Source organism: Pseudomonas sp. TREG-RG-20F-10-E-6-01, from assembly GCF_022662455.1.
GTDB lineage: Bacteria > Pseudomonadota > Gammaproteobacteria > Pseudomonadales > Pseudomonadaceae > Aquipseudomonas.
The window spans coordinates 274503-299747 of the sequence record NZ_JAKNQP010000005.1; the positions used below are offsets into that span (position 1 = coordinate 274503).

Annotated in this window: 21 protein-coding genes and 2 tRNA genes; 19 read left to right on the plus strand and 4 right to left on the minus strand. The window is 60.6% G+C overall.

The genetic code is table 11. The features are described 5' to 3' along the window. Window positions 1-25 precede the first annotated feature (25 nt). From L8K08_RS17385 to L8K08_RS17440, 12 genes are all read left to right on the plus strand, one after another. The gene (locus tag L8K08_RS17385; RefSeq protein WP_242198955.1) at window positions 26-886 is read left to right on the plus strand and encodes an NAD(P)H-hydrate dehydratase; all 861 of its coding nucleotides are present in this window, start codon (window positions 26-28) and stop codon (window positions 884-886) included. Next, window positions 874-1344 (plus strand): tRNA (adenosine(37)-N6)-threonylcarbamoyltransferase complex ATPase subunit type 1 TsaE, encoded by a 471-nt coding sequence (gene tsaE, locus L8K08_RS17390; protein ID WP_242198957.1) that lies wholly within the window; start codon window positions 874-876, stop codon window positions 1342-1344. Before L8K08_RS17385 ends, tsaE begins: the two co-directional genes overlap by 13 nt. A 17-nt stretch (window positions 1345-1361) precedes the next feature. After that, entirely contained in the window at window positions 1362-2783 is a 1422-nt protein-coding gene (locus L8K08_RS17395) for an N-acetylmuramoyl-L-alanine amidase (protein ID WP_242198959.1), read from the plus strand. Between the two features lie 14 nt (window positions 2784-2797). Then, on the plus strand, window positions 2798-4696 hold the full coding sequence (gene mutL, locus L8K08_RS17400; RefSeq protein ID WP_242199131.1) for a DNA mismatch repair endonuclease MutL: 1899 nt from the start codon (window positions 2798-2800) through the stop codon (window positions 4694-4696). After that, window positions 4696-5667 (plus strand): tRNA (adenosine(37)-N6)-dimethylallyltransferase MiaA, encoded by a 972-nt coding sequence (miaA, locus tag L8K08_RS17405; RefSeq protein WP_145160161.1) that lies wholly within the window; start codon window positions 4696-4698, stop codon window positions 5665-5667. The genes mutL and miaA overlap by 1 nt, the downstream gene beginning before the upstream one ends. Window positions 5668-5760: 93 nt before the next feature. Beyond that, the gene (gene hfq / locus L8K08_RS17410; RefSeq protein WP_083355553.1) at window positions 5761-6021 is read left to right on the plus strand and encodes an RNA chaperone Hfq; all 261 of its coding nucleotides are present in this window, start codon (window positions 5761-5763) and stop codon (window positions 6019-6021) included. A 12-nt stretch (window positions 6022-6033) separates the two neighbouring features. Next, window positions 6034-7335: a ribosome rescue GTPase HflX gene (gene hflX / locus L8K08_RS17415; protein ID WP_242198963.1), complete on the plus strand. Its 1302-nt coding sequence runs from the start codon at window positions 6034-6036 to the stop codon at window positions 7333-7335. A 96-nt stretch (window positions 7336-7431) separates the two neighbouring features. Then, window positions 7432-8607 (plus strand): FtsH protease activity modulator HflK, encoded by a 1176-nt coding sequence (gene hflK / locus L8K08_RS17420; protein ID WP_106577626.1) that lies wholly within the window; start codon window positions 7432-7434, stop codon window positions 8605-8607. Continuing rightward, the gene (hflC, locus tag L8K08_RS17425) at window positions 8607-9473 is read left to right on the plus strand and encodes a protease modulator HflC (RefSeq protein ID WP_017138460.1); all 867 of its coding nucleotides are present in this window, start codon (window positions 8607-8609) and stop codon (window positions 9471-9473) included. The genes hflK and hflC overlap by 1 nt, the downstream gene beginning before the upstream one ends. Window positions 9474-9777: 304 nt before the next feature. Beyond that, entirely contained in the window at window positions 9778-10965 is a 1188-nt protein-coding gene (locus L8K08_RS17430) for an ATP phosphoribosyltransferase regulatory subunit (RefSeq protein WP_145160163.1), read from the plus strand. 54 nt (window positions 10966-11019) lie between these two features. Then, entirely contained in the window at window positions 11020-12309 is a 1290-nt protein-coding gene (locus L8K08_RS17435) for an adenylosuccinate synthase (protein ID WP_122718812.1), read from the plus strand. 139 nt (window positions 12310-12448) lie between these two features. Further along, window positions 12449-14383: a methyl-accepting chemotaxis protein gene (locus tag L8K08_RS17440; protein ID WP_242198965.1), complete on the plus strand. Its 1935-nt coding sequence runs from the start codon at window positions 12449-12451 to the stop codon at window positions 14381-14383. A 90-nt stretch (window positions 14384-14473) separates the two neighbouring features. Here the strand turns inward: L8K08_RS17440 and L8K08_RS17445 are convergent, their stop codons facing one another. The 4 genes from L8K08_RS17445 to L8K08_RS17460 all read right to left on the minus strand — a co-directional run bounded on the left by L8K08_RS17445 (window position 14474) and on the right by L8K08_RS17460 (window position 17558). Next, entirely contained in the window at window positions 14474-16039 is a 1566-nt protein-coding gene (locus L8K08_RS17445) for an iron ABC transporter permease (RefSeq protein ID WP_242198968.1), read from the minus strand. Beyond that, window positions 16039-17064, minus strand: a complete 1026-nt coding sequence (locus tag L8K08_RS17450) for an iron ABC transporter substrate-binding protein (protein WP_242198972.1) — start codon at window positions 17062-17064, stop codon at window positions 16039-16041. The genes L8K08_RS17445 and L8K08_RS17450 overlap by 1 nt, the downstream gene beginning before the upstream one ends. 145 nt (window positions 17065-17209) lie before the next feature. After that, a tRNA-Leu gene (locus tag L8K08_RS17455) sits at window positions 17210-17296 on the minus strand. Between the two features lie 175 nt (window positions 17297-17471). Continuing rightward, window positions 17472-17558 (minus strand) — tRNA-Leu (locus tag L8K08_RS17460). A 224-nt stretch (window positions 17559-17782) separates the two neighbouring features. On the opposite strand from L8K08_RS17460, the gene rnr reads away from it, so the two are divergent. From rnr to dnaB, 7 genes are all read left to right on the plus strand, one after another. Continuing rightward, window positions 17783-20416, plus strand: coding sequence for a ribonuclease R (gene rnr / locus L8K08_RS17465; RefSeq protein ID WP_119737911.1), 2634 nt, complete (start codon window positions 17783-17785; stop codon window positions 20414-20416). Continuing rightward, window positions 20413-21168 carry a 23S rRNA (guanosine(2251)-2'-O)-methyltransferase RlmB gene (gene rlmB / locus L8K08_RS17470; RefSeq protein WP_010213600.1) on the plus strand — a complete coding sequence of 252 codons (756 nt, stop codon included), beginning with the start codon at window positions 20413-20415 and terminating at the stop codon, window positions 21166-21168. The genes rnr and rlmB overlap by 4 nt, the downstream gene beginning before the upstream one ends. Before the next feature lie 307 nt (window positions 21169-21475). Then, a complete protein-coding gene (gene rpsF / locus L8K08_RS17475; protein WP_003217491.1) occupies window positions 21476-21898 on the plus strand; it encodes a 30S ribosomal protein S6 in 423 nt (140 codons plus the stop codon). Between the two features lie 28 nt (window positions 21899-21926). Continuing rightward, entirely contained in the window at window positions 21927-22157 is a 231-nt protein-coding gene (rpsR, locus tag L8K08_RS17480; protein WP_002551829.1) for a 30S ribosomal protein S18, read from the plus strand. A 36-nt stretch (window positions 22158-22193) separates the two neighbouring features. After that, the gene (locus L8K08_RS17485; protein ID WP_242198975.1) at window positions 22194-23087 is read left to right on the plus strand and encodes a hypothetical protein; all 894 of its coding nucleotides are present in this window, start codon (window positions 22194-22196) and stop codon (window positions 23085-23087) included. Between the two features lie 18 nt (window positions 23088-23105). After that, window positions 23106-23552, plus strand: coding sequence for a 50S ribosomal protein L9 (rplI, locus tag L8K08_RS17490; protein WP_003171376.1), 447 nt, complete (start codon window positions 23106-23108; stop codon window positions 23550-23552). 109 nt (window positions 23553-23661) lie between these two features. Further along, on the plus strand, window positions 23662-25059 hold the full coding sequence (gene dnaB, locus L8K08_RS17495) for a replicative DNA helicase (RefSeq protein WP_017526410.1): 1398 nt from the start codon (window positions 23662-23664) through the stop codon (window positions 25057-25059). Window positions 25060-25245: the final 186 nt, after the last annotated feature.

A 25245-nucleotide genomic window follows, 5' to 3' on the forward strand; every position in this document is an offset into this window, starting at 1 on the left:
GCCAGACATCGGAGCTTGAAGACGCATGCCGCAGACAAAACACGCAATAACCGACGTACAGCCGCTGTTGCACGGCCATTTGCCGCAACTGGCTGCACGCTCCCCGGATGCCCATAAAGGCCAGTTCGGTCACCTGCTGGTCATCGGCGGCGACCACGGCTTTGGCGGCGCCGCGCTGCTGAGCGCCGAAAGCGCCTTGCGCAGCGGCGCGGGCATGGTCTCGCTGGCCACCCGCCCTGAGCACGTCCCCGCCGCCCTGGCGCGCCTGCCGGAAGTCATGACGGTTGGCGTGAGTTCGGCCAATCAGTTGATGGGGCTGCTGGAAAAAATTTCGGTGATCGTCATCGGTCCAGGCCTCGCAGAGGCGTCCTGGGGCAAAAGCCTGTTATCCGTCGCTGCTAACGCCAAACAGGCGCAAGTCTGGGATGCGGACGCCTTGAATCAACTGGCTACCGGCAGCGTCAGCCTGCCGGCCAACTCGGTGATCACGCCACATCCTGGCGAAGCAGCGCGCTTGATGGGCATGAAGACAGCCGAGGTTCAGGCCGATCGCCTTAAGGTGGCGCGCGCGTTGAGCCAGAAATTCAATGCAGTGGCTATTCTCAAGGGTGCTGGCAGTTTGATTGCCAGCCCGGACGGGCGTGTTTCGCGCTGTGACCAGGGCCACCCGGCGATGGCCACGGCGGGCCTGGGCGATGTGTTGAGTGGTCTGGTCGGCGCGTTGCTGGCCCAGGGCATGCCGGCTTATGAAGCCAGCTGCCTGGCGGTGTGGTTGCACGCCACGGCGGGGGATCGCCAAGGCACTTTCGGTCGCGGGCTGGCTGCCAGCGACCTGATACCTGCCATTCGTCAATTGCTGGAGGAGCAGTCACCGTGTCTGAAGTAACGCTTTTTCTGGGCGATGAAGACGCCATGGTTGCGTTCGGAAATCGCATTGCCCAAGTCACGAGCGGCGCGGGGCTGATCTTTCTCGAAGGCGACCTGGGGGCGGGCAAGACCACGCTGTCACGCGGCATTATTCGCGGGTTGGGCCACACGGGCGCGGTAAAAAGCCCGACGTTCACTCTGGTCGAACCCTACGAGATCGGTAGGGTTCGCGCCTTCCATTTCGACCTGTATCGTCTGGTCGATCCGGAAGAACTGGAATACATGGGCATCCGTGATTACTTCGACGAAGACGCTTTGTGCCTGATCGAGTGGCCAGATAAAGGCACAGGCTTTTTGCCAAAGCCGGACCTGACCATTACCATTACGCCGCATGACCACGGACGTCAGCTGAAGTTGTTGCCCCAGAGCGCGCGCGGTGAGTCGTGGTGCGCCGCTCTGGCACTGGAATTCAAATAAAATTGGTGGGGTTAGGTATGCGCTTTCGCGCGATGGTTGCTGTCGTAGGGGTGTTGCTTGCGGCAATGACTTTCAATGCTCTGGCTGCTTCACAGGTGAAAAGTGTTCGCCTGTGGCGAGCGCCGGATAACACGCGACTGGTGTTTGACCTGTCTGGCCCGGTCCAGCACAGCGTCTTTACCCTCACGGCGCCTGATCGCCTGGTGATCGACATCAACGGTGCGACCCTGGCCGCGCCGTTGAAAGTCTCCACCGCCAACACGCCGATTACCTCGATGCGCTCTGCGCAGCGCACGCCAACCGACCTGCGAGTGGTGATCGACCTGAAAAAGGCGATGACCCCGAAAAGCTTTGTGCTGGCGCCGAACGCCCAATATGGCAACCGCTTGGTGGTCGATCTGTTCGACAATGCCGCCGATGCCGCGCCGCCGCCTGCGCCGACGCCAAGCGTGGCGACTGTGCCGGCCGTGCCGGTCAATCCATCGCAGCCTCAGGTCAAGCTGCCACCGCCGCCGCCCGCACCTGCGGGTAAGCGCGACATTATTGTGGTGATCGACGCCGGTCACGGCGGTGAAGACCCGGGCGCCTCCGGCTCGCGCGGCCAGCATGAAAAAGACGTGGTGCTGGCCATCGCCCGTGAACTGCAACGTCAGGTCAGTGGCATGAAAGGCTATCGCGCCGAGCTGACCCGTACCGGCGACTACTTCATTCCTTTGCGTGGCCGTACCGAAATCGCTCGCAAGAAGGGCGCCGACCTGTTCGTGTCGATCCACGCCGACGCCGCGCCATCGGCCGCTGCCTTCGGCGCCTCGGTGTTTGCCCTGTCGGATCGCGGCGCCACGTCCGAGACCGCGCGTTGGCTGGCGGACAGCGAAAACCGTTCCGACTTGATCGGCGGGGCCGGCAACGTGTCCCTCGACGACAAAGACAAAATGCTCGCCGGCGTACTGCTCGACCTGTCGATGACCGCCTCGCTGACCTCCAGCTTGAACGTCGGCCAGAAGGTCCTGAGCAACATCGGTCGCGTGACCTCGCTGCACAAACAGCGCGTGGAGCAAGCCGGGTTCATGGTGTTGAAGTCGCCGGACATTCCGTCGATCCTGGTCGAAACCGGGTTTATCTCCAACTCCAACGAAGCCTCGAAGCTGGCCAGCGCCAGCCACCAGCAGGCGTTGGCGCGCTCGATCAGCGCCGGCATTCGCCAGTTCTTCCAGCAGAACCCGCCGCCGGGCACCTACATTGCCTGGCTGCGTGACTCCGGGAAAATCGCCCAGGGCCCACGTGACCATCGCGTGCAACCTGGCGACACCCTGGCGATGCTGGCCGTGCGTTTTCAGGTGTCGGCCGCTACCTTGCGCAGCGCCAATAACCTGAAGACCGACGAGTTGAAAGTCGGCCAGGTGTTGACCATCCCTGGCACCGAATTGGCGGCGCAGTAATGAGCGAATCAGTCTTGAACAGTGGCTCGCGCATCGAGCTGCTCAGCCCGCGCCTGGCCAACCAGATTGCCGCGGGCGAGGTGGTTGAGCGCCCGGCGTCGGTGATCAAGGAGCTGCTGGAAAACAGCATCGACTCCGGCGCCAAGCGCATTGATGTCGACGTGGAGCAAGGCGGCGTCAAGCTGCTGCGCGTGCGCGATGACGGCAGTGGCATCTCTTCCGACGACCTGCCGCTGGCCCTGGCGCGTCACGCCACCAGCAAGATTCGCGACCTGGAAGACCTTGAACGGGTGATGAGCCTGGGTTTTCGCGGTGAGGCGCTGGCGTCTATCAGCTCGGTGGCGCGCCTGACCCTGACTTCGCGCACCCGCAGCGCCGAGCAGGCCTGGCAAGTGGAAACCGAAGGCCGCGACATGGCGCCCAGGGTCCAGCCGGCGGCGCACCCGGTGGGCACTTCGGTGGAAGTGCGCGACCTGTTCTTCAATACCCCGGCGCGGCGCAAATTCCTCAAGGCCGAAAAAACCGAATTCGATCACCTGCAAGAAGTCATCAAGCGCCTGGCCTTGGCGCGTTTCGACGTGGCGTTTCACTTGCGCCATAACGGCAAGACCATCCTCAGCCTGCACGAAGCCCATGACGACGCGGCGCGCGCTCGGCGTGTGTCGGCAATCTGCGGCGCGGGTTTCCTGGAGCAGGCGCTGCCGATCGAGATCGAACGCAATGGCTTGCGGCTGTGGGGCTGGGTGGGTTTGCCAACCTTTTCCCGTAGTCAGGCGGACTTGCAGTATTTTTTCGTGAATGGCCGCGCGGTACGCGACAAGCTGGTGGCTCACGCGGTGCGCCAGGCCTACCGCGACGTGCTGTTCAACGGGCGGCATCCTACGTTTGTACTGTTTTTTGAAGTCGATCCGTCGGTGGTCGACGTCAACGTGCACCCGACCAAACACGAAGTGCGCTTCCGTGACGGGCGCATGGTGCATGACTTCCTTTATGGCACCTTGCATCGCGCCCTGGGCGATGTGCGCCCGGATGATCAGCTGTCTGCGCCGATCGTGACGGCCGTTGTGCGGCCGAGCGGCCCGGAAGCCGGTGAGTTCGGCCCCCAGGGCGAAATGAGCCTGGCGGCCAACCTGCTGCAATCGCCACCGCCTCAGCCTGCTTACACGGCGCCGGGTTCCGGGTCGGGCGCGGGTTATCAGTATCAATACACGCCGCGTCCGCAGTCGGCAGTGCCGGTGGCAGAAGCCCAGGCGGCCTATCGCGAGTTTTTCGCGCCGCTGCCGGGGGCCGAGCCCACTGCTGTCGCGTTGCCAGAAGGTGGCGGTGATATCCCGCCGCTGGGCTATGCGCTGGCGCAACTCAAGGGCATCTACATTCTGGCGGAAAACGCCCACGGCCTGGTGCTGGTGGACATGCACGCCGCCCATGAGCGGATCATGTACGAGCGCTTGAAGATCGCCATGGCCAGCGAAGGCCTCAGCGGCCAGCCATTGCTGGTGCCCGAATCCCTGGCCGTCAGCCAGCGTGAAGCCGATTGCGCTGAGGAGCACCACAGCGTGTTCCAGAAACTGGGGTTCGAGTTGCAGCGCCTGGGCCCGGAAACCCTGGCGATCCGCCAGATTCCTGCACTGCTCAAGCAAGCTGAAGCTAACCGTCTGGTCGCCGACGTACTCGCGGACCTGATGGAATACGGCACCAGTGACCGCATCCAGGCACACATCAACGAACTGCTCGGCACCATGGCCTGCCACGGAGCGATCCGCGCCAACCGCCGGCTGGCCTTGCCAGAAATGAACGGTTTGCTGCGCGACATGGAAAACACCGAGCGCAGCGGCCAATGCAACCACGGCCGACCGACCTGGACCCAAATGGGCCTGGACGATCTGGACAAACTGTTCTTGCGCGGCCGTTGATGAGCGCCTTACCCCCCGCAATCTTCCTGATGGGCCCCACGGCTGCCGGCAAGACTGACCTGGCCATCGAGCTGACCAAGGTGTTGCCGTGCGAGCTGATCAGTGTCGACTCTGCCCTGGTTTACCGGGACATGGACATCGGCACGGCCAAGCCTTCAAAAGCGCTGCTGGCCGAGTATCCGCATAAGCTGATCGACATTATCGACCCGGCCGAGAGCTATTCTGCGGCAGATTTTCGCACCGATGCCTTGGCCGCCATGGCCGAAATCACCGCGCGGGGCAATATTCCGCTGCTGGTGGGCGGCACGATGCTCTACTACAAGGCGTTGCAGGAAGGTCTGGCGGATATGCCGCCGGCCGACGCGCAGGTTCGCGCCGAACTCGAGGAAGAGGCTGCACGCCTTGGCTGGCAAGCCCTGCACGACCAATTGGCGGCGGTTGACCCGGTGTCGGCGGCGCGCATTCATCCCAATGACCCGCAGCGACTCACTCGCGCCCTGGAAGTCTGGCGGGTCAGCGGCCAGACAATGACTGAACATCGGCTGAAACAAACTGCGCAAAGTGCTGACGCAGGCGCGTCTGGACAGGCAGTATTACCCTATACTGTGGCGAATCTGGCCATTGCTCCGGCAAATCGTCAGGTGCTGCATGAACGAATTGCACAAAGATTCACAATTATGTTGGAACAGGGGTTTGTGGATGAGGTCGTAGCACTGCGTTCCCGAGGTGACCTGCATGCTGGGTTGCCGTCGATACGTGCTGTTGGCTACCGCCAAGTCTGGGATCATCTGGATGGCAAGCTGACGTCAGCCGAAATGCAGGAGCGCGGCATCATTGCCACGCGCCAATTGGCGAAACGCCAGTTCACCTGGTTGCGCAGCTGGAGCGATTTGCACTGGCTGGACAGCCTGGACAGCGACAATCTGTCACGCGCCTTGAAATACTTGGGAACGGTCTCCATATTGAGCTGAGTCCTTGCAATTGCCGTCTATCCTTGGGGGTGTGACGGCCATAAGCTATCTATTTTCCGAATTTTATTATTGATCCTTAAAGGAGTGCGGCACATGTCAAAAGGGCATTCGCTACAAGACCCTTACTTGAATACTTTACGTAAAGAGAAAGTGGGGGTTTCCATCTACCTGGTCAACGGGATCAAGCTGCAAGGCACGATCGAGTCGTTCGACCAGTTCGTGATCCTGCTGAAAAACACCGTCAGCCAGATGGTTTACAAGCACGCTATCTCGACAGTCGTTCCCGTTCGTCCTATCCGTCTGCCTAGCGCAACTGATACCGAACAGGGTGACGCTGAGCCAGGTAACGCCTGATAGGAGTCTCCTTTGTTCTTTGAGCGCCACGGTGGTGGTGAGCGAGTAATCCTCGTTCACTTGGATGGACAGGACCCTGAGGCGCGCGAAGATCCGCAGGAGTTTCAGGAGTTGGCAAATTCGGCCGGCGCCGAGACCGTTGCGTTTTTTAACGTACCGCGTCATCGGCCAACCGCCAAATTCCTGATCGGCAGCGGCAAGGTCGAGGAACTGCGCGACCTGGTCCATGCTGAAGAAGCCGATCTGGTGATCTTCAATCACACCCTCACGCCTAGTCAGGAACGTAACCTCGAACGTGTTTTCGAGTGCCGCGTGATCGACCGCACCGGTCTGATTCTCGATATTTTCGCCCAACGCGCCCGTACCCATGAAGGCAAGCTCCAGGTCGAACTGGCCCAGCTTGACCACATGAGCACCCGGCTGGTTCGCGGCTGGACTCACCTTGAGCGTCAGGGTGGCGGTATCGGCATGCGCGGTCCGGGTGAAACCCAGCTGGAAACCGACCGCCGTCTGCTGCGGGTTCGCCTGCGTCAGATCAAGGGTCGCCTGGAAAAAGTGCGCAGCCAGCGTGAGCAATCGCGTCGCGGCCGCATGCGGGCGGATATCCCTACCGTTTCCCTGGTGGGCTATACCAACGCCGGCAAATCCACCCTGTTCAATAACGTGACGAAATCGGACGTGTACGCGGCCGACCAACTGTTCGCCACCCTCGACCCGACCTTGCGCCGTCTGGAACTGGACGACCTGGGGCCGATTGTCCTGGCCGACACCGTGGGTTTCATTCGTCACTTGCCTCACAAGCTGGTCGAGGCGTTTCGGTCTACGCTCGAAGAGTCGAGCAATTCCGACCTGCTGTTGCACGTGATCGATGCGGCCGAACCGGATCGCATGTTGCAAATCGAGCAGGTGATGGTGGTGCTGGGCGAGATTGGTGCACAGGACTTGCCGATCCTCGAGGTCTATAACAAACTCGATTTGCTTGAGGGCGTTGAGCCACAAATTCAGCGTGATGAGGACGGCAAGCCCCAGCGGGTCTGGCTGTCGGCGCGCGATGGTAGTGGTTTGGAATTGCTTGAACAAGCCATTGCCGAGTTGCTGGGCAGCGATTTGTTTGCCGGCACCTTGCGCTTGCCTCAGCGTTTTGCTCGACTGCGTGCACAGTTTTTCGAGCTGGGCGCCGTACAGAAAGAAGAATACGACGAAGAAGGTGTCAGCTTGCTGGCCGTTCGATTGCCGCGCTCGGAGCTGAATCGGCTGGTCAGCCGTGAAGGTGTGGTGCCGACGGAGTTCATCGAACAACACACTTTGCAATAAAAGCCTCCGAAAGCGGTTGTGCCGCAGTAGCAGGCATTCTGTAGCATTGGTCGGCGCGCCGTGGGTGCGTCTTTGCTTTATCAGATGGAGAGCGCTATGGCTTGGAATGAGCCGGGTGGCAACTCGAATAATCAGGATCCTTGGGGTGGTAAGCGCCGCAATAATGGCGACCGCAAGGGGCCACCGGATCTCGACGAGGCCTTCCGAAAGCTGCAGGAAAGCCTGAATGGGTTGTTCGGTGGTGGGAAAAAACGTGGTGGTGACGACGGCGGTCGCACAAGCAAGGGCGGTGGCTATGGCCTGCTGGGCCTGGGTCTTGTCGTGCTCGCAGCCGTGTGGCTGTACAGCGCGGTTTACGTCGTGGACGAGCAGGAGCAGGCCGTGGTGCTGCGCTTCGGCAAGTACTACGAGACTGTCGGCCCGGGCCTGAATATCTACTTCCCCCCGATCGACAAGAAGTACATGGAAAACGTCACGCGTGAGCGTGCCTATACCAAGCAGGGCCAGATGCTGACCGAAGACGAGAACATCGTCGAAGTGCCGCTGACCGTGCAGTACAAGATCAGCAACCTGCAGGACTTTGTGCTGAACGTTGATCAGCCGGAAATCAGCCTGCAACACGCAACCGAAAGTGCACTGCGTCACGTGGTCGGTTCCACCGCCATGGACCAGGTGCTGACCGAAGGTCGTGAATTGATGGCCAGCGAGATCAAGGAGCGCCTGCAACGGTTCCTCGACACTTATCGCACCGGTATCACCGTTACCCAGGTGAACGTACAGAGCGCAGCTGCACCGCGCGAAGTGCAGGAAGCCTTTGACGACGTGATCCGCGCCCGTGAAGACGAGCAGCGTTCGCGCAACCAGGCAGAGACCTATGCCAACGGCGTCGTGCCGGAAGCGCGCGGTCAGGCCCAGCGTATCCTCGAGGATGCCAATGGTTACCGCGACGAAGTGGTTTCCCGCGCCAAGGGTGAGGCGGATCGCTTCACCAAGCTGGTCGCCGAGTACCGCAAAGCCCCGGAAGTCACGCGTGAGCGTCTGTACCTGGACACCATGCAGGAAGTCTTCAGCAACACCAGCAAGGTTCTCGTGACCGGCAGCAAAGGTGGGCAGAACAACCTGCTGTACCTGCCGCTGGACAAGATGATCGAAGGTGGTCGTAGCAGCACCAGCGCACCGGCTACCGGTTCGACCGCTGCTGCCAATGAAGCGAGCGCCCGTGCGGCCGCTGACTTGCTGCAACAGCAAACACGTACCAGGGAGAGTCGTTGATGAGCAATAAATCGCTGACCGCCCTGATTGTGGGCGTCGTCGTGGTCATCGCTGCCTGGAACTGCTTCTACATCGTGTCTCAGACCGAGCGCGCGGTGCTGCTGCAATTCGGTCGTGTGGTCCAGGCGGATGTCCAGCCGGGCCTGCATGTGAAAGTCCCCTACGTGAACCAGGTGCGCAAGTTCGACGGCCGCCTGATGACCCTGGATGCACCGACACAGCGCTTCCTGACCCTGGAAAAGAAAGCCGTGATGGTTGACGCCTACGCCAAGTGGCGCGTCAAGGATGCTGAGCGTTTCTACACCGCGACATCCGGCCTCAAGCAGATTGCCGACGAGCGTTTGTCGCGCCGTCTGGAATCGGGCCTGCGTGACCAGTTCGGTAAACGCACCCTGCACGAGGTGGTGTCCGGTGAGCGTGATGCGCTGATGGCTGACATCACGCGTTCGCTGAACACCATGGCTGAAAAAGAACTGGGCATCGAGGTTGTTGATGTCCGGGTCAAGGCGATCGACCTGCCTAAGGAAGTGAACCGCAGCGTGTTCGAGCGTATGAGCACCGAGCGTGAGCGTGAAGCCCGTGAGCACCGCGCCAAAGGTAACGAGTTGGCCGAAGGTATCCGTGCGGATGCCGACCGTCAGCGCCGTGTACTGCTGGCAGAAGCCTATCGCGAGTCTGAAGAGGCCCGTGGTGATGGCGATGCTCAAGCTGCGGCGATCTACGCCAAGGCTTACGGTCAGGATCAGGAGTTCTACGCGTTCTACCGTAGCCTGCGCGCTTACCGTGAAAGCTTCGCGAACAAAACCGACGTCATGGTGCTGGACCCAAGCAGCGACTTCTTCCGCTACCTGGAAAAGTCCAAGTAACCAGCCGGTGATTCTGTAGGACACACTCCGTCGGGCGGCTAAAATGCCTGGCGGGGTGATCCTTTCAGAAAACGGGTGTATGATGCGGCAGCCGGGAAATTCCCGGCTTTTTTGCGTCTGCATGTTTGATTGTTGTGGTGCGTTGCAGACGCCACAGGTTTTTCGAGGAAAGTGCCCGACGAGGCCGCTAGCAGGCCATTCGTCACGTCGTTCTTGCGCGTTGTTTATGCAGGGGCCGGGCATTTTCTGCTTCACTCAGGGCTCGGCCGAGGGCTGGCCGCCCGGATCATAGGGGAATGGCGTAATGGCAACGGTAGACCGCTGGCTGCTGCCAGATGGCATCGAAGAAGTACTGCCACCAGAAGCTGCGCGCATTGAAGTAGCGCGTCGCCAGGTGTTGGATCTGTTCCAGAGCTGGGGTTACGAGTTTGTCGTGACCCCCCATATCGAGTACTTGGAATCCCTGCTGACCGGCGCGGGCCAGGACCTGGATCTGCGCACCTTCAAGGTCATCGACCCGCAATCGGGTCGGCAAATGGGCTTTCGCGCCGACATCACGCCGCAAGTGGCGCGTATCGATGCGCACACCCTGCGCCGCGAAGGTCCCAGCCGTCTTTGCTATGCCGGCAGCGTGCTGCATGCGCAACCGCGTGCCTTGTCGTCTTCGCGTAGCCCGATTCAATTGGGCGCCGAGTTGTACGGTGATGCCAGCCCGAGCAGCGACGTTGAAGTGATCAGCTTGATGCTGGCCATGCTGCAACTGGCTGACGTGCCGGATGTGCATATGGATCTGGGCCACGTCGGTATCTACCGTGGCCTGGCTCGCGCGGCCGGTTTGTCCGGTGAAGTGGAGCAGCAGTTGTTCGATGCCCTGCAACGCAAGGCTATCGATGAAGTGATCGCCCTTACCGAGGGTGTACCTGCTGACCTCGCCGGCATGCTGCGTGCGCTGGTTGACCTGTGCGGTGGCCGTGAAGTGCTGGTGGCTGCGCGCGAGCGCCTGGCCAATGCGCCGGCGCCCGTATTGGCGGCGCTCGATGACGTGCTGGCGATTGCCGAGCGTTTGTCGGCGCGCTTCCCGCAACTGCCGCTGTATTTTGACCTGGGCGAATTGCGCGGCTACCACTACCACACCGGTGTGGTGTTCGCCGTGTTTGTACCGGGTGTTGGCCAGGCCATCGCCCAAGGCGGTCGTTATGACGATATCGGCGCCGACTTCGGTCGCGCCCGTCCGGCGACCGGCTTTTCCACCGATTTGAAAACCCTGGTGACCCTGGGGCGTGCTGAGGTCGAGCTGCCGTCTGGTGGCGTCTGGATGCCCGACAGCACGGACGCAGCACTCTGGCAGCAGGTTTGCCAGTTGCGCAGTGAGGGTCAGCGTGTCGTCCAGGCTTTGCCTGGGCAGCCATTGGCCGCCGCCCGTGAAGCGGACTGCGACCGGCAATTGATTCTGCAGAACGGGCTTTGGCAAGTATCGCCACTGGCTTCTTGAGTTTTCCTGCCGGCCATCGCCGGCACCAAGTTTGCGCGAATGAGGACAAGTGTTATGGGTAAGAATGTCGTAGTCCTGGGCACCCAATGGGGTGATGAGGGCAAAGGCAAGATCGTTGATCTGCTGACCGAACATGCTGCCGCCGTAGTGCGCTACCAAGGTGGCCACAACGCTGGCCACACCCTGGTCATCGATGGCGAAAAAACCGTCTTGCACCTGATCCCGTCGGGCGTATTGCGCGAAGGCGTACAGTGCCTGATCGGCAACGGCGTGGTGGTTGCACCTGACGCCCTGCTGCGCGAGATCACCAAGCTGGAAGAAAAGGGTGTGCCGGTGCGCGAGCGCCTGCGTATCAGCCCGTCCTGCCCGCTGATCCTGTCCTTCCACGTTGCGCTGGACCAGGCCCGTGAAAAGGCCCGTGGCGAGCTGAAGATCGGTACTACCGGTCGCGGCATCGGCCCGGCCTACGAAGACAAGGTTGCACGTCGTGGCCTGCGTGTGGGCGACCTGCTCAACATGCCGCGCTTTGAAGACAAGCTGCGTGAACTGGTGGACTACCACAACTTCATGCTCGTTGGTTACTACAAAGAGCCGGCCATTGAGTTCGAAAAGACCCTGGCCGAGTGCAAAGAGTACGCCGAGCTGCTTAAGCCGCTGATGCTCGACGTGACGGCTGAGCTGCACGACCTGCGTCGCGCCGGCAAAGACATCATGTTCGAAGGCGCCCAGGGCTCGTTGCTCGACATCGACCACGGCACCTACCCGTACGTGACCAGCTCCAACACCACCGCTGGCGGCGTTGCTACCGGTTCGGGTGTCGGCCCGATGTTCCTGGACTACATCCTGGGCATCACCAAGGCTTACACCACGCGCGTAGGTTCGGGCCCGTTCCCGACTGAGCTGTTCGACGAAGTCGGCGCGCACCTGGCCAAGCAAGGTCATGAGTTCGGCGCCACCACCGGCCGTGCTCGTCGTTGCGGCTGGTTCGACGCGGTTATCCTGCGTCGCGCTATCGATGTGAACAGCATCTCGGGCATCTGCCTGACCAAACTGGACGTACTCGACGGTCTGGAAGCCATCAACATCTGCGTCGGCTACAAAGATGCAGACGGTAAGGACGTTGCGCCAACTGACGCTGACAGCTACGTGGGCCTGCAGCCTGTGTACGAAGAAGTGCCGGGCTGGACCGAGTCCACCGTGGGTGCCAAAACCCTGGAAGAGCTGCCAGCCAACGCCCGTGCATACATCAAGCGCGTTGAAGAGCTGATCGGTGCGCCAATCGACATTATTTCGACGGGCCCGGACCGCAACGAAACCATCGTTCTGCGTCACCCGTTCGCTTAATAAGCTGTTGATGTAAAAAGCAAAGGGCTCCTTCGGGAGCCCTTTTTCGTATCCGGCTGGCAAACGGCACGACCCTTGCTATGGTTCTTTCTTTCGCGGTGCTATCAAATTAATGGCACCCGTGGTGGAGGGATTTCCAGTGTCTGCCGTTCTCTCATTGTTACAAAGCCGGCTGTTGCGGCCGGTGTTCGTTACCCTTGGTATCGCTCTTTTGGTGCAAGTGCTGGTCGCCGTCGCTCTGACGCGGAGCACGGTCACCGCATTGGAAGCCGATCTGGGCAACCGCCTGGGTATCGACAGCCAGAAACTGTCCGGCGAGCTGGCGCAAGCCGGCAAGGAAGTCACCTCCAGTCTGGACAGTCTGTCTTCGAGCACGCGCCAGCGTCTGACGGCGGGGCTTTCCACGCGCTTGCAGGATGAGCAGAAGCAACTGCGTGCGACCCTGGAAAAAGACCTGCAAGACTCGGCCAGTGACATGGCACAACTGCTGGCCTCGGTGGCGCCGCGCGCCATGTGGGACAGCGACGTGCCAACGCTGTCGGAGTTCGCCCGTCGCGCTCAGCGCAATCCCAACGTGCTGTTTGTGGTTTACGACGATGCGGCCGGCGAGCATCTGACCCGTTATCTAAACCGCGACAACCCGATCAACCAGGCATTACTGGCCAAAGGTCAGGGCGACCGTGCGCTGGATAAAGTCCTGGATGCGGCGAAAAATGATCCTGCCGTGTTCTACGTCGAAGCGTCGATCAGCCCCAATGGCGTAGAGATTGGCAAGGTGCGCATGGGCGTTTCGACCGCGGCGGTAGAAACCGACCTGGCGGCACTGGACAAGCGTTTTGCCGCGCTGATCGCCAGCAGTGATCAGCTGGTGGGCGACAGTCTTAAGGGTGCTGCCGCAGACAGCGCGGCCTCCATGGGCGCGCGGCTGCAGTCTGCGCAAGCCACCGCCACGCAGATGGCCGCCAACACCACGAGCGCTGTGCAGGAGGCCGCAGGCACCTTGCGCTGGCGCATCGGCATGGGGCTGGCGATGGTTGGGTTCGGCGTATTGCTGCTGATCGCTGTCGTGCTGGGGCGCCGTGTGGTCAATCGTCTGAAGCTGCTGATTGCGGCCATGGATGATCTGGCGGCGGGCGAGGGCGACCTCACCAAGCGCGTGCAAATCAGCAGCAAGGACGAGATCGGCGACATGGCCTCGGCGGTCAATCGCTTTGTGGATAAGTTGCAGCCCATCGTGCGCGAGGCCGGCGATGTGGCCCAGCGCACCGGCGTGGAAATCGGCGCGATGACGTTACGCAATGCCGGCGCTGATGCGGCGGCGGGCCTGCAGCGTGATGAGGTGGCCGAGAGCTTGCGCGCGCTGTCGCAAATGGCCGATGAGGCCCAGGCCGAAAGCCACGCGATGCAGGCGGCGTTGCAGCAGGTGGTGGATATTCGCCAGGCCACGGATGAAAACTCGCGGACGTCGGCGGAAGTTGGCAGCTTGATCGAGGCGTTGGCCGGGCAGGTGCAAGCCGGCTCCCAGGTCATTGAGCGGCTGGCTCAGCAAAGCGAGCAAATTGAAGTGGTGCTCACAGTGATTCATGGCATTGCCGAGCAGACCAACCTGCTGGCGCTCAACGCGGCCATCGAAGCGGCGCGTGCCGGTGAGACCGGGCGTGGTTTTGCGGTCGTGGCCGATGAAGTGCGGGCGCTGGCGAGTAAAACCCAAAGCTCGACCGGTGATATCCAGGCGCACATCGTGGCGTTGCAGCAAGGCGCGCGCGAGGCGGTGGAAACTATCGGCAAGGCCGGGCGTCAGGCCAATGAAGGTTTGCTGGTGCTGCGCGACAGCGTGCGCTTGCAGCAAACGGTGCAGGCTTCAGTGGAGCAGGTGCACGCAGCAATTGGGTTGGCGACGCGCGCGGCTGAGCATCAGGCGCAGGGTGCGCATGCGGTGCGTGGGCGGGTCGAGGTGATTCATGCCCAGGCCGAGCGTGCCGCTCAAGCGGTGGTGGAAACCACCGCCAGTGGCAAGGTTTTAGATGGATTGGCGGCGCAGTTGAAGGCGAGCCTGGGGCAGTTTCGGGCTTAGCGCCGCCTGTACCGGCGCTATCGCAGGCAAGCCAGCTCCCACATTGGAATGCACTCGAATGTGGGAGCTGGCTTGCCTGCGATAGCGGTCTCAGCGGCTCAAATACATCCGAGTCGTAAGCAGATACACCGGCAACCCTGACACCAAGATCAACAACGCCGCATTAGGCGCCGCCGCCGCGAACTCCACATTCGAGGTATGCGCCCACACGGCCGTCGCCAGCGTGTTCAACCCCGTCGGACTGAGCAGCAACGTCGCCGTCAATTCCTTCATCGCATCCAGAAACACCAGCGCAAACGCCGCGCCCAATGCCGGGAAAATAATTGGCAAGGTCACCCGGCAAAATGCGCTGAACGACGAGGCGCCCAGCGTGCGCGCTGCCTCTTCCAGTTGCGGCGCCGCCTTGTTCAAGGCCGTACGGATCGGCGCCTGTGCCAGTGGCAAAAACAGCAGCGCATAGGCAATCAAAAGCAGCGCGGAAGTCTGGTACAGCACCGGCACGTAATGCAGGGCGAAATACACCAGCGTCAATGCGATCACCAAGCCGGGCAGGGCATGCAGCAGGTACGGCAGGCGCTCGGCCCAGATCGCCAGTTGGCCTTTGTAGCGCACCACCAGCAGCCCGACCGGTACGGCCAACACCAGGCAAAGCGCCGCGCCGCCCAGTGACAGTGCCAGCGACGACAGCAGTGCCTCACTGATCTCGGCCACGGGAAAGGCTGCCGATGAGCCCACCGCCAGCCAATACCCGAGCATCCCCAGCGGAATACCGCTGCCAATGATCGCCAGCGCCAGGCAATACACCTGACCCAAGGCGGCCCACTTGCCCAGCTTGACCTGTTCGGCATGCCGCGCGGCGCCCTGGCCGATGCGCACGTGCCGGCCCTTGCCGCGCACGCGCAGCTCCAGCCACAGCAGTGTCAGGCACATCACCAGCAACACCGCCGACAGCATCGCGGCGTTGGCATTGCTGAATTCGAGTTCAAATTGTTGGTAGATCGCGGTGGTAAAGGTTTGCAGGCCGATGATCGACAGTGCGCCGAACTCCACCAGCATATGCAAAGCAATCAACAGCGCCCCGGCCAGTAGCGAAGGCCACAGCAAGGGCAGTGTGATACGAAAAAAGACGCCCCAGCGATTCAGCCCCAAGGTGCGGGCCGACTCTTCCAGGGAGGGATCAAGATTGCGTAGCGTCGCCGCCACCGGCAGAAACACCAGCGGGTATTTGGACAGGGTCATCACCAGGATCGCCCCGCCCAGGCCTTCGAAGTTGGCGCTCAGTGACACCCAGGTAAAGCTGCTGACAAACGCCGGTACCGCAAACGGCAGGCACAGGATCACGCCCCATATGCGCCGCCCGGGCAAGTTGCTGCGCTCGAGCAGCCACGCCAGGGACAGGCCGATCACGCCGCAGGCGACCGTCACGCCAATCATCAGCGCCAGGGTGTTGCGCAGCAGCCCGAATACATAGGGGCGCCACAAAAGGTGTATCGCCTCCGCCCAGCCCGCCTGCCATGCTTTGGTCCCGACATAGACCAGCGGCAGCAGGCTCAAGCCAACCAGAAACAGGACGGGGATCAGCAACCAGATCGACGGGCGCTTGCGTCGCGGGCTCAAACCCCCGCGCAATGAGGGGGCGGATAGCGATGGGTTCATCAGTTCAAGCCAACGTCACGTTCCAGGTCCAGGGCTTCTTCGGCGTTGCCAAGGTCCGCAGGGGTGACTTTCGGCGGTTGCAGCTCGCTGAACGGCTTGAGGCCACGGTTGGATTCCATGCCCTTGCGCAGCGGGTATTCGGCCGAGGTGTTGGTGATTACGCGCTGGCCTTCTTCGCTGGCCATGAAGGCGAGCAACTGTTGGGCTTCCTTGGGGTGCTTGCTGGATTTCAGCGCGGCAGCCGAAGAAACGGTGATCAGGCCGCCCGCGTCGCCATCGGTGAAGTAATGCAGCTGGGAATCCAGGTTGGTTTTTTCCTTCTTCAGGGCAAACCAGTAGTAGTTATTCACCAGCACGGTGGCGACTTCGCCGTTTTCCACAGCCTTGAGGGCGACCATGTTGTTGTTGTAGACCTTGCCGAACGCGCGCAAGCCGGTCAGCCATTCTTCAGCGGCTTCGCGGCCGTGCAGTTTGATGATCGCCACGGCTTGTTCCTGGAACGCGCCGCTGGTAGGGACGAAGCCGACTTTGCCTTGCCACTCGGGGCCGGCGAAATCCAGAACCGACTTGGGCAGGTCTTTTTCGGCGATCAGTTTGGGGTTGAACGCGACAACGCGGGTGCGTGCGGTGACGCCCATCCAGTCGCCGTTGCTGCCGACGTAATCCTTGGGCAATACGTCGAGGGTGCTGGCATCGATCTTGGCCAGCAGGCCTTGTTCGCCAAGTTTGTTCAGTGGCGGCGACTCTTCGGTGTAGATCACGTCGGCAGGGGAGCGGTCGCCTTCTTCCACGACCTGGCTGGCCAGCTGGTTGCTGCTGCCCTTGCGCACATTGACGTGGATGCCGGTCTTGGCTTCGAAGGCTTTGGCGAGTTCATCGCCGACCTCCTTGTGTTGGCCGTTGTACAAGGTCAGTGCAACCTTGTCGGCAGAATAGGCAGCGGGCGAGAGCAGGGTCAGGCCGAGCAGAGTGATGGTCAGGCCACGCAGAAGGGATGTCTTGAGACGGGTATCGCGGATCATCATCCGGGGTTTTCCTCACTTGAGTGCAACAAATCCTTACAAGGATAAACGATAAAACTTCTCAAGTGCGGACAAGCGGGGAAATCGCCAGGCAGGTTTTCAAACCCCGGAAACGAAAAAACCCGCTTTCGCGGGTTTGATCTGAATTTGGTGCCCAGGAGAAGACTCGAACTTCCACGACCTTGCGATCACCAGCACCTGAAGCTGGCGTGTCTACCAATTTCACCACCTGGGCTTATCAACAACGCTTGCGCCGTTGATGGAGCGAACTATACGGAGGGCTTTTTGATCTGTAAACCCCTGATTCAAAAATATAAATCAAGATTCTCGTTAAAAATCAAAGGTCTGAAACGCAAAAACCCGCTTTCGCGGGTTTTTGGAGACTCGAGGCAGAACCTTGAGTTTGAAATTGGTGCCCAGGAGAAGACTCGAACTTCCACGACCTTGCGATCACCAGCACCTGAAGCTGGCGTGTCTACCAATTTCACCACCTGGGCAGCATCAACAACGTTGCCGTCGTCGATGGCGCGCACTATACGGAGGCGATTTTACGCTGTAAAGCCCTGCTATGAAAAAATCCTGGAAAATTTCGTCAATGGTCGTGCAAGGTGCGTTCCGAGGGCGACAAAGGCCTATAAAACGCTTGTTGATGCCTGAAATTTCCCGTTTCAATACGCGTATGCCAAACTAACCCGCATATAGACAAGGTGAAAACTCTCTAATGGCCGATTGGCAGTCCCTCGATCCCGAGGCCGCTCGTGAAGCGGAAAAATATGAAAACCCTATTCCTAGCCGCGAACTGATCCTGGCGCATCTCGCCGATCGTGGTTCGCCTGCTAGCCGCGAGCAGTTGGTTGAAGAATTCGGTCTGACCACCGAAGACCAGCTCGAAGCCCTGCGCCGCCGTTTGCGTGCCATGGAGCGCGATGCCCAACTGATCTACACCCGCCGAGGCACTTACGCGCCTGTGGACAAGCTCGACCTGATCCTTGGCCGCATCGCCGGCCACCGTGACGGCTTCGGCTTCCTGATTCCGGACGACGGCAGTGACGACCTGTTCATGAGCCCGGCGCAAATGCGCTTGGTGTTCGACGGCGACCGTGCCCTGGCGCGCGTTTCCGGCCTCGACCGTCGTGGTCGCCGTGAAGGCGTGATCGTCGAAGTGGTGTCGCGTGCCCACGAGTCCATCGTCGGCCGTTACTTCGAAGAAGGCGGCATTGGCTTTGTCGTGCCAGATAACCCGAAGGTCCAGCAGGAAGTGCTGATCACCCCGGGCCGCAATGGCGCTGCCAAGGTCGGCCAGTTCGTCGAGGTGAAAATCACCCACTGGCCAACTGCGCGCTTCCAGCCGCAGGGCGACATCGTTGAAGTGGTCGGCAACTACATGGCGCCGGGCATGGAAATCGACGTTGCATTGCGCACCTACGATATCCCTCACGTCTGGCCAGAGGCTGTGCTCAAAGAAGCCGCCAAGCTCAAGCCGGAAGTGGAAGAAAAAGACAAAGAAAAACGCATCGACCTGCGCCATCTGCCGTTCGTCACCATTGACGGCGAAGATGCCCGCGATTTCGACGATGCGGTTTACTGCGAAGCCAAGCCTGGCAAGTTGCGCCTGTTCTCCGGTGGCTGGAAGTTGTTCGTCGCGATTGCCGACGTGTCCAGCTACGTGAAGATCGGTTCGGCCCTGGATAACGAAGCTCAGGTGCGCGGCAACTCCGTGTACTTCCCGGAGCGCGTGATCCCGATGCTGCCTGAGCAGCTGTCCAACGGCCTGTGCTCGCTGAACCCGAAAGTCGACCGTTTGGCCATGGTGTGCGAGATGACTATCTCGAAAACCGGCGAAATGACTGACTACCAGTTCTACGAGGCGGTGATTCACTCCCAGGCGCGGCTGACCTACAACAAGGTCAGCACCATTCTGGAACAGCCGAAAACCAGCGAAGCCAAAGCCCTGCGCGGTGAGTACGGCCATGTCGTACCGCACCTCAAGCAGCTGTATTCGCTGTACAAGGTATTGCTGGGCGCTCGTCATGTGCGTGGCGCGATCGACTTTGAAACCCAGGAAACCCGGATTGTCTTCGGCTCCGAGCGCAAGATCGCCGCAATCACGCCGACCACGCGCAACGATGCTCACAAGCTGATCGAGGAATGCATGCTGGCCGCCAACGTGGCCACTGCCGAATTCCTGAAAAAGCACGAGATTCCTGCGCTGTACCGCGTGCACGACGGCCCGCCGCCGGAGCGTCTGGAGAAGCTGCGCGCGTTCCTCGGTGAGCTCGGCCTGTCCCTGCACAAAGGCAAGGACGGCCCGACGCCGAAGGACTACCAGGCACTGCTGGCAAGCATCAAGGACCGTCCGGATTACCACGTGATCCAGACCGTGATGTTGCGCTCTCTGAGCCAGGCGGTGTACAGCGCGGATAACCAGGGCCACTTCGGCCTGAATTACGAGGCGTACACCCACTTCACCTCGCCGATTCGCCGTTACCCGGACCTGCTCACGCACCGCGCGATCCGCAGCGTGATCCATTCCAAGCAGAACACCCCGCACGTCAAGCGCGCCGGTGCCATGACCATTCCGAAGGCGCGGATCTATCCGTACGACGAAGCGGCCCTGGAGCAGTTGGGCGAGCAGTGCTCCATGAGCGAACGCCGTGCCGACGAAGCCACCCGCGACGTAGTGAACTGGCTCAAGTGCGAGTTCATGAAGGATCGCGTTGGCGAATCGTTCCCGGGTGTGATCACCGCCGTGACCGGCTTTGGCCTGTTCGTCGAGCTGACCGACATCTACGTCGAAGGTCTGGTGCACGTTACCGCGTTGCCGGGCGACTACTACCACTTCGACCCTGTGCATCACCGCCTGGCGGGCGAGCGCACCGGTCGCAGCTTCCGTTTGGGCGACACGGTGGAAGTGCAGGTCATGCGCGTCGACCTCGACGAGCGCAAGATCGACTTTGGCATGCCAGATAAACCAGCCGAGCCGACTGGCCGTAAAAAACGTGGCGCTGAGACGACTGCGCCGGCAAGCAAAGGCAAAGGTGCTCCTGCTAAGGCAGCGGTCGCCGAGCCTGCGTCAGCCAAACCTGCTCGTCGTTCGTCTGCCAAGGACAAGGCCCCCGAAGCCTACCGCCCAAGCGATGCTGCGGCGAAAAACGCCGAGCTGCGCAAGAGCCGCGAGTTGAAGCAGCAGTTGCTCAACGAAGCCAAAAGCGGTGGTAAAGCGGCGTCTGGGGGAAAGTCCCGCGAGGCGGAAAAACCGTCGAGCAAGCCGAGCAAACATCGTAAAGGCCCGCCAAAAGCGGGTTCGGCCCCCGCGAAAAGCGGCGGGTCGCGCAAACCTAAGGCCAAGTCATGAGTCTGGAAAAAATCTACGGCGTGCACGCCGTAGAAGCACTGCTGCGTCATCACCCTAAGCGCGTCAAACAGGTGTGGTTGGCCGAAGGTCGCAGCGAGCCGCGCGTGCAAGCGTTGGTCGAGCTGGCGACCCAGAATAAAGTTGCCATCGGCCAGGCCGAGCGTCGTGAAATGGACGTGTGGGTAGAAGGCGTTCACCAGGGCGTGGTGGCGGACGTCAGTCCGAGCCAGGTTTGGGGCGAGGCGATGCTCGACGAGCTGCTCGACCGTACCGAAGGTGCGCCGCTGCTGCTGGTACTGGACGGCGTGACCGACCCGCACAACCTCGGCGCCTGCCTGCGCTCGGCGGATGCTGCCGGCGCGCTGGCAGTGATCGTGCCCAAAGACAAGTCGGCCACCCTGACACCAGTTGTGCGTAAAGTGGCCTGCGGCGCGGCGGAAGTGATTCCGCTGGTGGCCGTGACCAACCTGGCGCGCACCCTGGAGAAACTCCAGCAGCGTGGCCTGTGGGTCGTGGGCACGGCAGGCGAGGCTGAGGTCAGCATTTACGACCAGGACCTCACCGGCCCGACCATCCTGATCATGGGCGCTGAAGGCAAAGGCATGCGTCGCCTGACCCGTGAGCATTGCGACTACCTGGTGCACCTACCGATGGCCGGTAGCGTCAGCAGCCTCAACGTTTCAGTCGCAACGGGCGTCTGCCTGTTCGAAGCCCAGCGCCAGCGTGGCGCGAAGGCCAAAGCCAAGAAATAAGGCTTAAGAGCGACGCAAGACCCTGTGGGAGCCGGGCTTGCCCGCGATGGCGGTGTGTCAGTCAACAGAGAGGTTGACTGTGCCATTGTCATCGCAGGCAAGCCAGCGCCCACTTTTGTTTTGGTGTGTTGGAGATTGTTCAAATAATCACCAATCACCTTGCGCCGTTTCTCCCCCTTCTCTACAATTGCGCCCCTTGCCTTCCTGGCAGGCATTTATGTGCCTCCCTGCGGCAAGATCCATAAGTGTCATTCACTCCTTGTCTGACCGTTTTTGAGCGGCAGGCTACAACCCGTAAGGAGCATTCATGCGTCATTACGAAATCATCTTTTTGGTCCACCCGGATCAAAGCGAGCAAGTCGGCGGCATGGTTGAGCGTTACACCAAGCTGATCGAAGAAGACGGCGGCAAAATCCACCGTCTGGAAGATTGGGGCCGTCGTCAACTGGCCTACGCAATCAACAATGTTCACAAGGCTCACTACGTGATGCTGAACGTTGAGTGCACTGGCAAGGCCCTGGCCGAGCTGGAAGACAACTTCCGCTACAACGATGCAGTGATCCGTAACCTGGTCATCCGTCGCGAAGAAGCCGTTACCGGCCAATCCGAGATGCTCAAGGCTGAAGAAAACCGCAGTGAGCGCCGTGAGCGTCGCGACCGTCCTGAGCACGAAGGCGCCGAAAGCGCTGATAGTGATGACAGCGACAACAGCGATAACGCTGACGAGTAATCCACGGACCTTTTAAGGAGCCTATCAAATGGCACGTTTCTTCCGTCGTCGTAAATTCTGCCGCTTCACCGCTGAAGACGTGAAAGAGATCGATTACAAAGATCTCAACACTCTGAAAGCTTACGTATCCGAGACCGGCAAAATCGTTCCAAGCCGCATCACCGGTACCAAAGCACGTTATCAGCGTCAGCTGGCCACCGCTATCAAGCGCGCCCGCTTCCTGGCCCTGCTGGCCTACACCGACAGCCACGGCCGCTGAGACCGGGCAGTCGACAAGTAGTAAGGGATTGAATGCATGCGCGCCTTAGCTGAGTTCATCATGCGCGGTCGCGTGCAGGCCACTCTGGTAGTGGCTGGATGTGCGGCATTGCCGTTGCTTTATTGGTTGGGTGCTGCCGCAGGTTGCCTTGTGCTGCTGCGGCGCGGTTTGAAGGACGCCCTTGGCGTTCTTGCCCTGGGTTTGTTGCCGGCCTTGATCTGGTGGCTGCAAATGGGTGATCCACGGGTACTTCTGGTACTGCTGGGGTCATCGAGCCTTGCGTTGGTTTTACGCGCAAGTGAGTCCTGGGTCCGCACGCTGCTGGTCAGCGTGGCATTGGGGTTGGTGTACTCAGTGATGCTTGGCGCGGCTTTCCGCCCGCAAATCGAGGCGCTGTCGCAGGAAATCGTCAAGATCCTGCCGTTGGCCCTCGGGGATCTCTACCAGCATTTGTCGGTAGATGAGCGAGCGCGGTTTGCGTCACTGATTGCTCCGGTCCTGACCGGCCTGATTGCGGCATTGTTGCAGGTCGTCAGCGTGCTGAGCCTGATTCTTGGGCGTTATTGGCAGGCGTTGTTGTACAACCCGGGTGGTTTTGGTCGCGAGTTTCGCAGTATCAGAATTCCCGCGGGGCCGGCGATGTTGCTGCTGGCGTGCATGGTTGTCGGACCGAACTTCGGTCCACAGATGGCCTTGCTGGCGCCGATTTGCAGCGTACCGCTGGTGTTTGCCGGACTGGCCCTGATTCATGGGCTGGTTGCGCGAAAGCGCCTGGCCAAGTTTTGGCTGGTGGGGTTGTACGTGACGCTGTTGCTGTTCATGCAGCTGATCTATCCGTTACTCGTGGTTTTGGCCATTGTCGACGGCCTGATTGATTTTCGCGGTCGTCTGGCGTCGAAAGACGCTGATAACGCGAACGGTGAAGGTTAAAAGTTAGAGGATTTTCACATGCAACTGATCCTTCTGGAAAAAGTCGCCAACCTGGGCAACCTGGGCGACAAAGTGAACGTTAAGGCCGGCTACGGTCGTAACTACCTGCTGCCATACGGCAAAGCCACCGCTGCAACCGCTGCCAACCTGGCTGCGTTTGAAGAGCGTCGTGCTGAGCTGGAAAAAGCAGCAGCAGACAAAAAAGCTTCGGCCGAAACTCGCGCTGCCCAACTGGCTGAGCTGGAAGTGACTATCACTGCCACCGCCGGTGACGAAGGCAAGCTGTTCGGTTCGATCGGCACCCACGACATCGCTGATGCACTGACCGCCTCCGGCGTTGAAGTGCAGAAGAGCGAAGTTCGTCTGCCGAACGGCACCATCCGCAACGTAGGCGAATTCGACGTAGCCGTGCACCTGCACGCCGAAGTTGAAGCCACCGTACGCGTTGTCGTGGTAGCAGCTTAAAGCAAGCTAACTGACTGGCACCCCGTGTGCCAGGCGGTTAACATCGGGCACGATCCTGTTTACAGGTCGTGCCTTTTGTTTTTCTACAATCCCCTAATTCCAAGTGGCCATGAACGATATTTCAGCTCCTGAGCAATACGATCTGCAAACCGCTGCCCTGAAGGTGCCGCCGCATTCCATCGAGGCCGAACAGGCCGTGCTCGGTGGCTTGATGCTGGACAACAACGCCTGGGAACGCGTGCTGGATCAAGTCTCGGACGGTGATTTCTATCGCCATGACCACCGGCTGATCTTCCGCGCCATCGCCAAGCTGGCCGACCAGAACTCACCGATCGACGTGGTGACCCTGGCCGAGCAGCTGGACAAGGAAGGCCAGACCTCCCAAGTCGGCGGCCTGGGTTATCTGGGCGAACTGGCGAAAAACACGCCGTCCGTCGCCAACATCAAGGCGTATGCCCAGATCGTTCGCGAGCGGGCCACCCTGCGCCAGTTGATCGGCATCAGCACCGAAATCGCCGACAGCGCCTTCAACCCCGAAGGCCGCACCGCCGCCGAGATCCTCGACGAAGCCGAACGCCAGATCTTCCAGATCGCCGAGGCGCGGCCTAAAACCGGCGGCCCGGTCAGCGTCAACGACCTGTTGACCAAGGCCATCGACCGGATCGACACGCTGTTCAACACCGACAACGCCATCACCGGTATTTCCACCGGTTACACCGACCTCGACGAGAAGACCAGCGGCCTGCAGCCGTCAGACTTGATCATCGTCGCCGGCCGTCCATCCATGGGTAAAACCACCTTTGCGATGAACCTCGTGGAAAACGCCGTGTTGCGCAGCGACAAGACCGTGCTGGTGTACTCCCTCGAGATGCCAGGCGAATCGCTGATCATGCGTATGCTTTCCTCGCTCGGCCGGATCGACCAGACCAAAGTCCGTGCCGGTCGCCTGGAAGACGATGATTGGCCGCGCCTGACCTCGGCGGTCAACCTGCTCAATGACCGCAAGCTGTTCATCGATGACACTGCGGGCATCAGCCCCTCGGAGATGCGTGCGCGTACTCGCCGCCTGGTGCGTGAACACGGTGACATCGCCCTGATCATGATCGACTACCTGCAACTGATGCAGATCCCGGGTTCCAGTGGCGACAACCGGACCAACGAGATTTCCGAAATCTCCCGGTCCCTCAAAGCCCTGGCCAAGGAATTCAACTGCCCGGTGGTGGCGCTGTCGCAGCTCAACCGTTCCCTGGAACAACGTCCCAACAAGCGCCCGGTGAACTCCGACTTGCGCGAATCCGGAGCGATCGAGCAGGATGCTGACGTGATCATGTTTGTGTACCGCGACGAGGTGTACCACCCCGAGACCGAGCACAAAGGCATTGCCGAGATCATCATCGGCAAGCAGCGGAACGGGCCGATCGGCTTTATCCGCCTGGCATTCATCGGTAAGTACACGCGCTTCGAGAACCTCGCGCCGGGCAGTTACAACTTCGACGACGACGAATAATTCTCCTGCGCCTGTAGAGGCCTCATCGCGGGCAAGCCCGCTCCCACACTTGAACGGTGAATACCTTCAAATGTGGGAGCGGGCTTGCCCGCGATAGCGTCACCACAATTCCGACCATTACCGTCGGAATTGGTCAAATTTTGTGCTATATTCCGCGCCCGCGATTTTTCATCTCAACACCGGTCA

Excerpts from the sequence above, each read along its gene's own strand:
- L8K08_RS17385 (WP_242198955.1), top strand. The coding sequence starts at position 26 with ATGCCGCAGACAAAACACGCAATAACCGACGTACAGCCGCTGTTGCAC.
- L8K08_RS17395 (WP_242198959.1), top strand. The coding sequence starts at position 1,362 with ATGCGCTTTCGCGCGATGGTTGCTGTCGTAGGGGTGTTGCTTGCGGCA.
- miaA (WP_145160161.1), top strand. The coding sequence starts at position 4,696 with ATGAGCGCCTTACCCCCCGCAATCTTCCTGATGGGCCCCACGGCTGCC.
- hfq (WP_083355553.1), top strand. The coding sequence starts at position 5,761 with ATGTCAAAAGGGCATTCGCTACAAGACCCTTACTTGAATACTTTACGT.
- hflK (WP_106577626.1), top strand. The coding sequence starts at position 7,432 with ATGGCTTGGAATGAGCCGGGTGGCAACTCGAATAATCAGGATCCTTGG.
- hflC (WP_017138460.1), top strand. The coding sequence starts at position 8,607 with ATGAGCAATAAATCGCTGACCGCCCTGATTGTGGGCGTCGTCGTGGTC.
- L8K08_RS17430 (WP_145160163.1), top strand. The coding sequence starts at position 9,778 with ATGGCAACGGTAGACCGCTGGCTGCTGCCAGATGGCATCGAAGAAGTA.
- L8K08_RS17435 (WP_122718812.1), top strand. The coding sequence starts at position 11,020 with ATGGGTAAGAATGTCGTAGTCCTGGGCACCCAATGGGGTGATGAGGGC.
- L8K08_RS17445 (WP_242198968.1), bottom strand. The coding sequence starts at position 16,039 with ATGAACCCATCGCTATCCGCCCCCTCATTGCGCGGGGGTTTGAGCCCG.
- L8K08_RS17450 (WP_242198972.1), bottom strand. The coding sequence starts at position 17,064 with ATGATGATCCGCGATACCCGTCTCAAGACATCCCTTCTGCGTGGCCTG.
- rnr (WP_119737911.1), top strand. The coding sequence starts at position 17,783 with ATGGCCGATTGGCAGTCCCTCGATCCCGAGGCCGCTCGTGAAGCGGAA.
- rlmB (WP_010213600.1), top strand. The coding sequence starts at position 20,413 with ATGAGTCTGGAAAAAATCTACGGCGTGCACGCCGTAGAAGCACTGCTG.
- rpsF (WP_003217491.1), top strand. The coding sequence starts at position 21,476 with ATGCGTCATTACGAAATCATCTTTTTGGTCCACCCGGATCAAAGCGAG.
- rpsR (WP_002551829.1), top strand. The coding sequence starts at position 21,927 with ATGGCACGTTTCTTCCGTCGTCGTAAATTCTGCCGCTTCACCGCTGAA.
- L8K08_RS17485 (WP_242198975.1), top strand. The coding sequence starts at position 22,194 with ATGCGCGCCTTAGCTGAGTTCATCATGCGCGGTCGCGTGCAGGCCACT.
- rplI (WP_003171376.1), top strand. The coding sequence starts at position 23,106 with ATGCAACTGATCCTTCTGGAAAAAGTCGCCAACCTGGGCAACCTGGGC.
- dnaB (WP_017526410.1), top strand. The coding sequence starts at position 23,662 with ATGAACGATATTTCAGCTCCTGAGCAATACGATCTGCAAACCGCTGCC.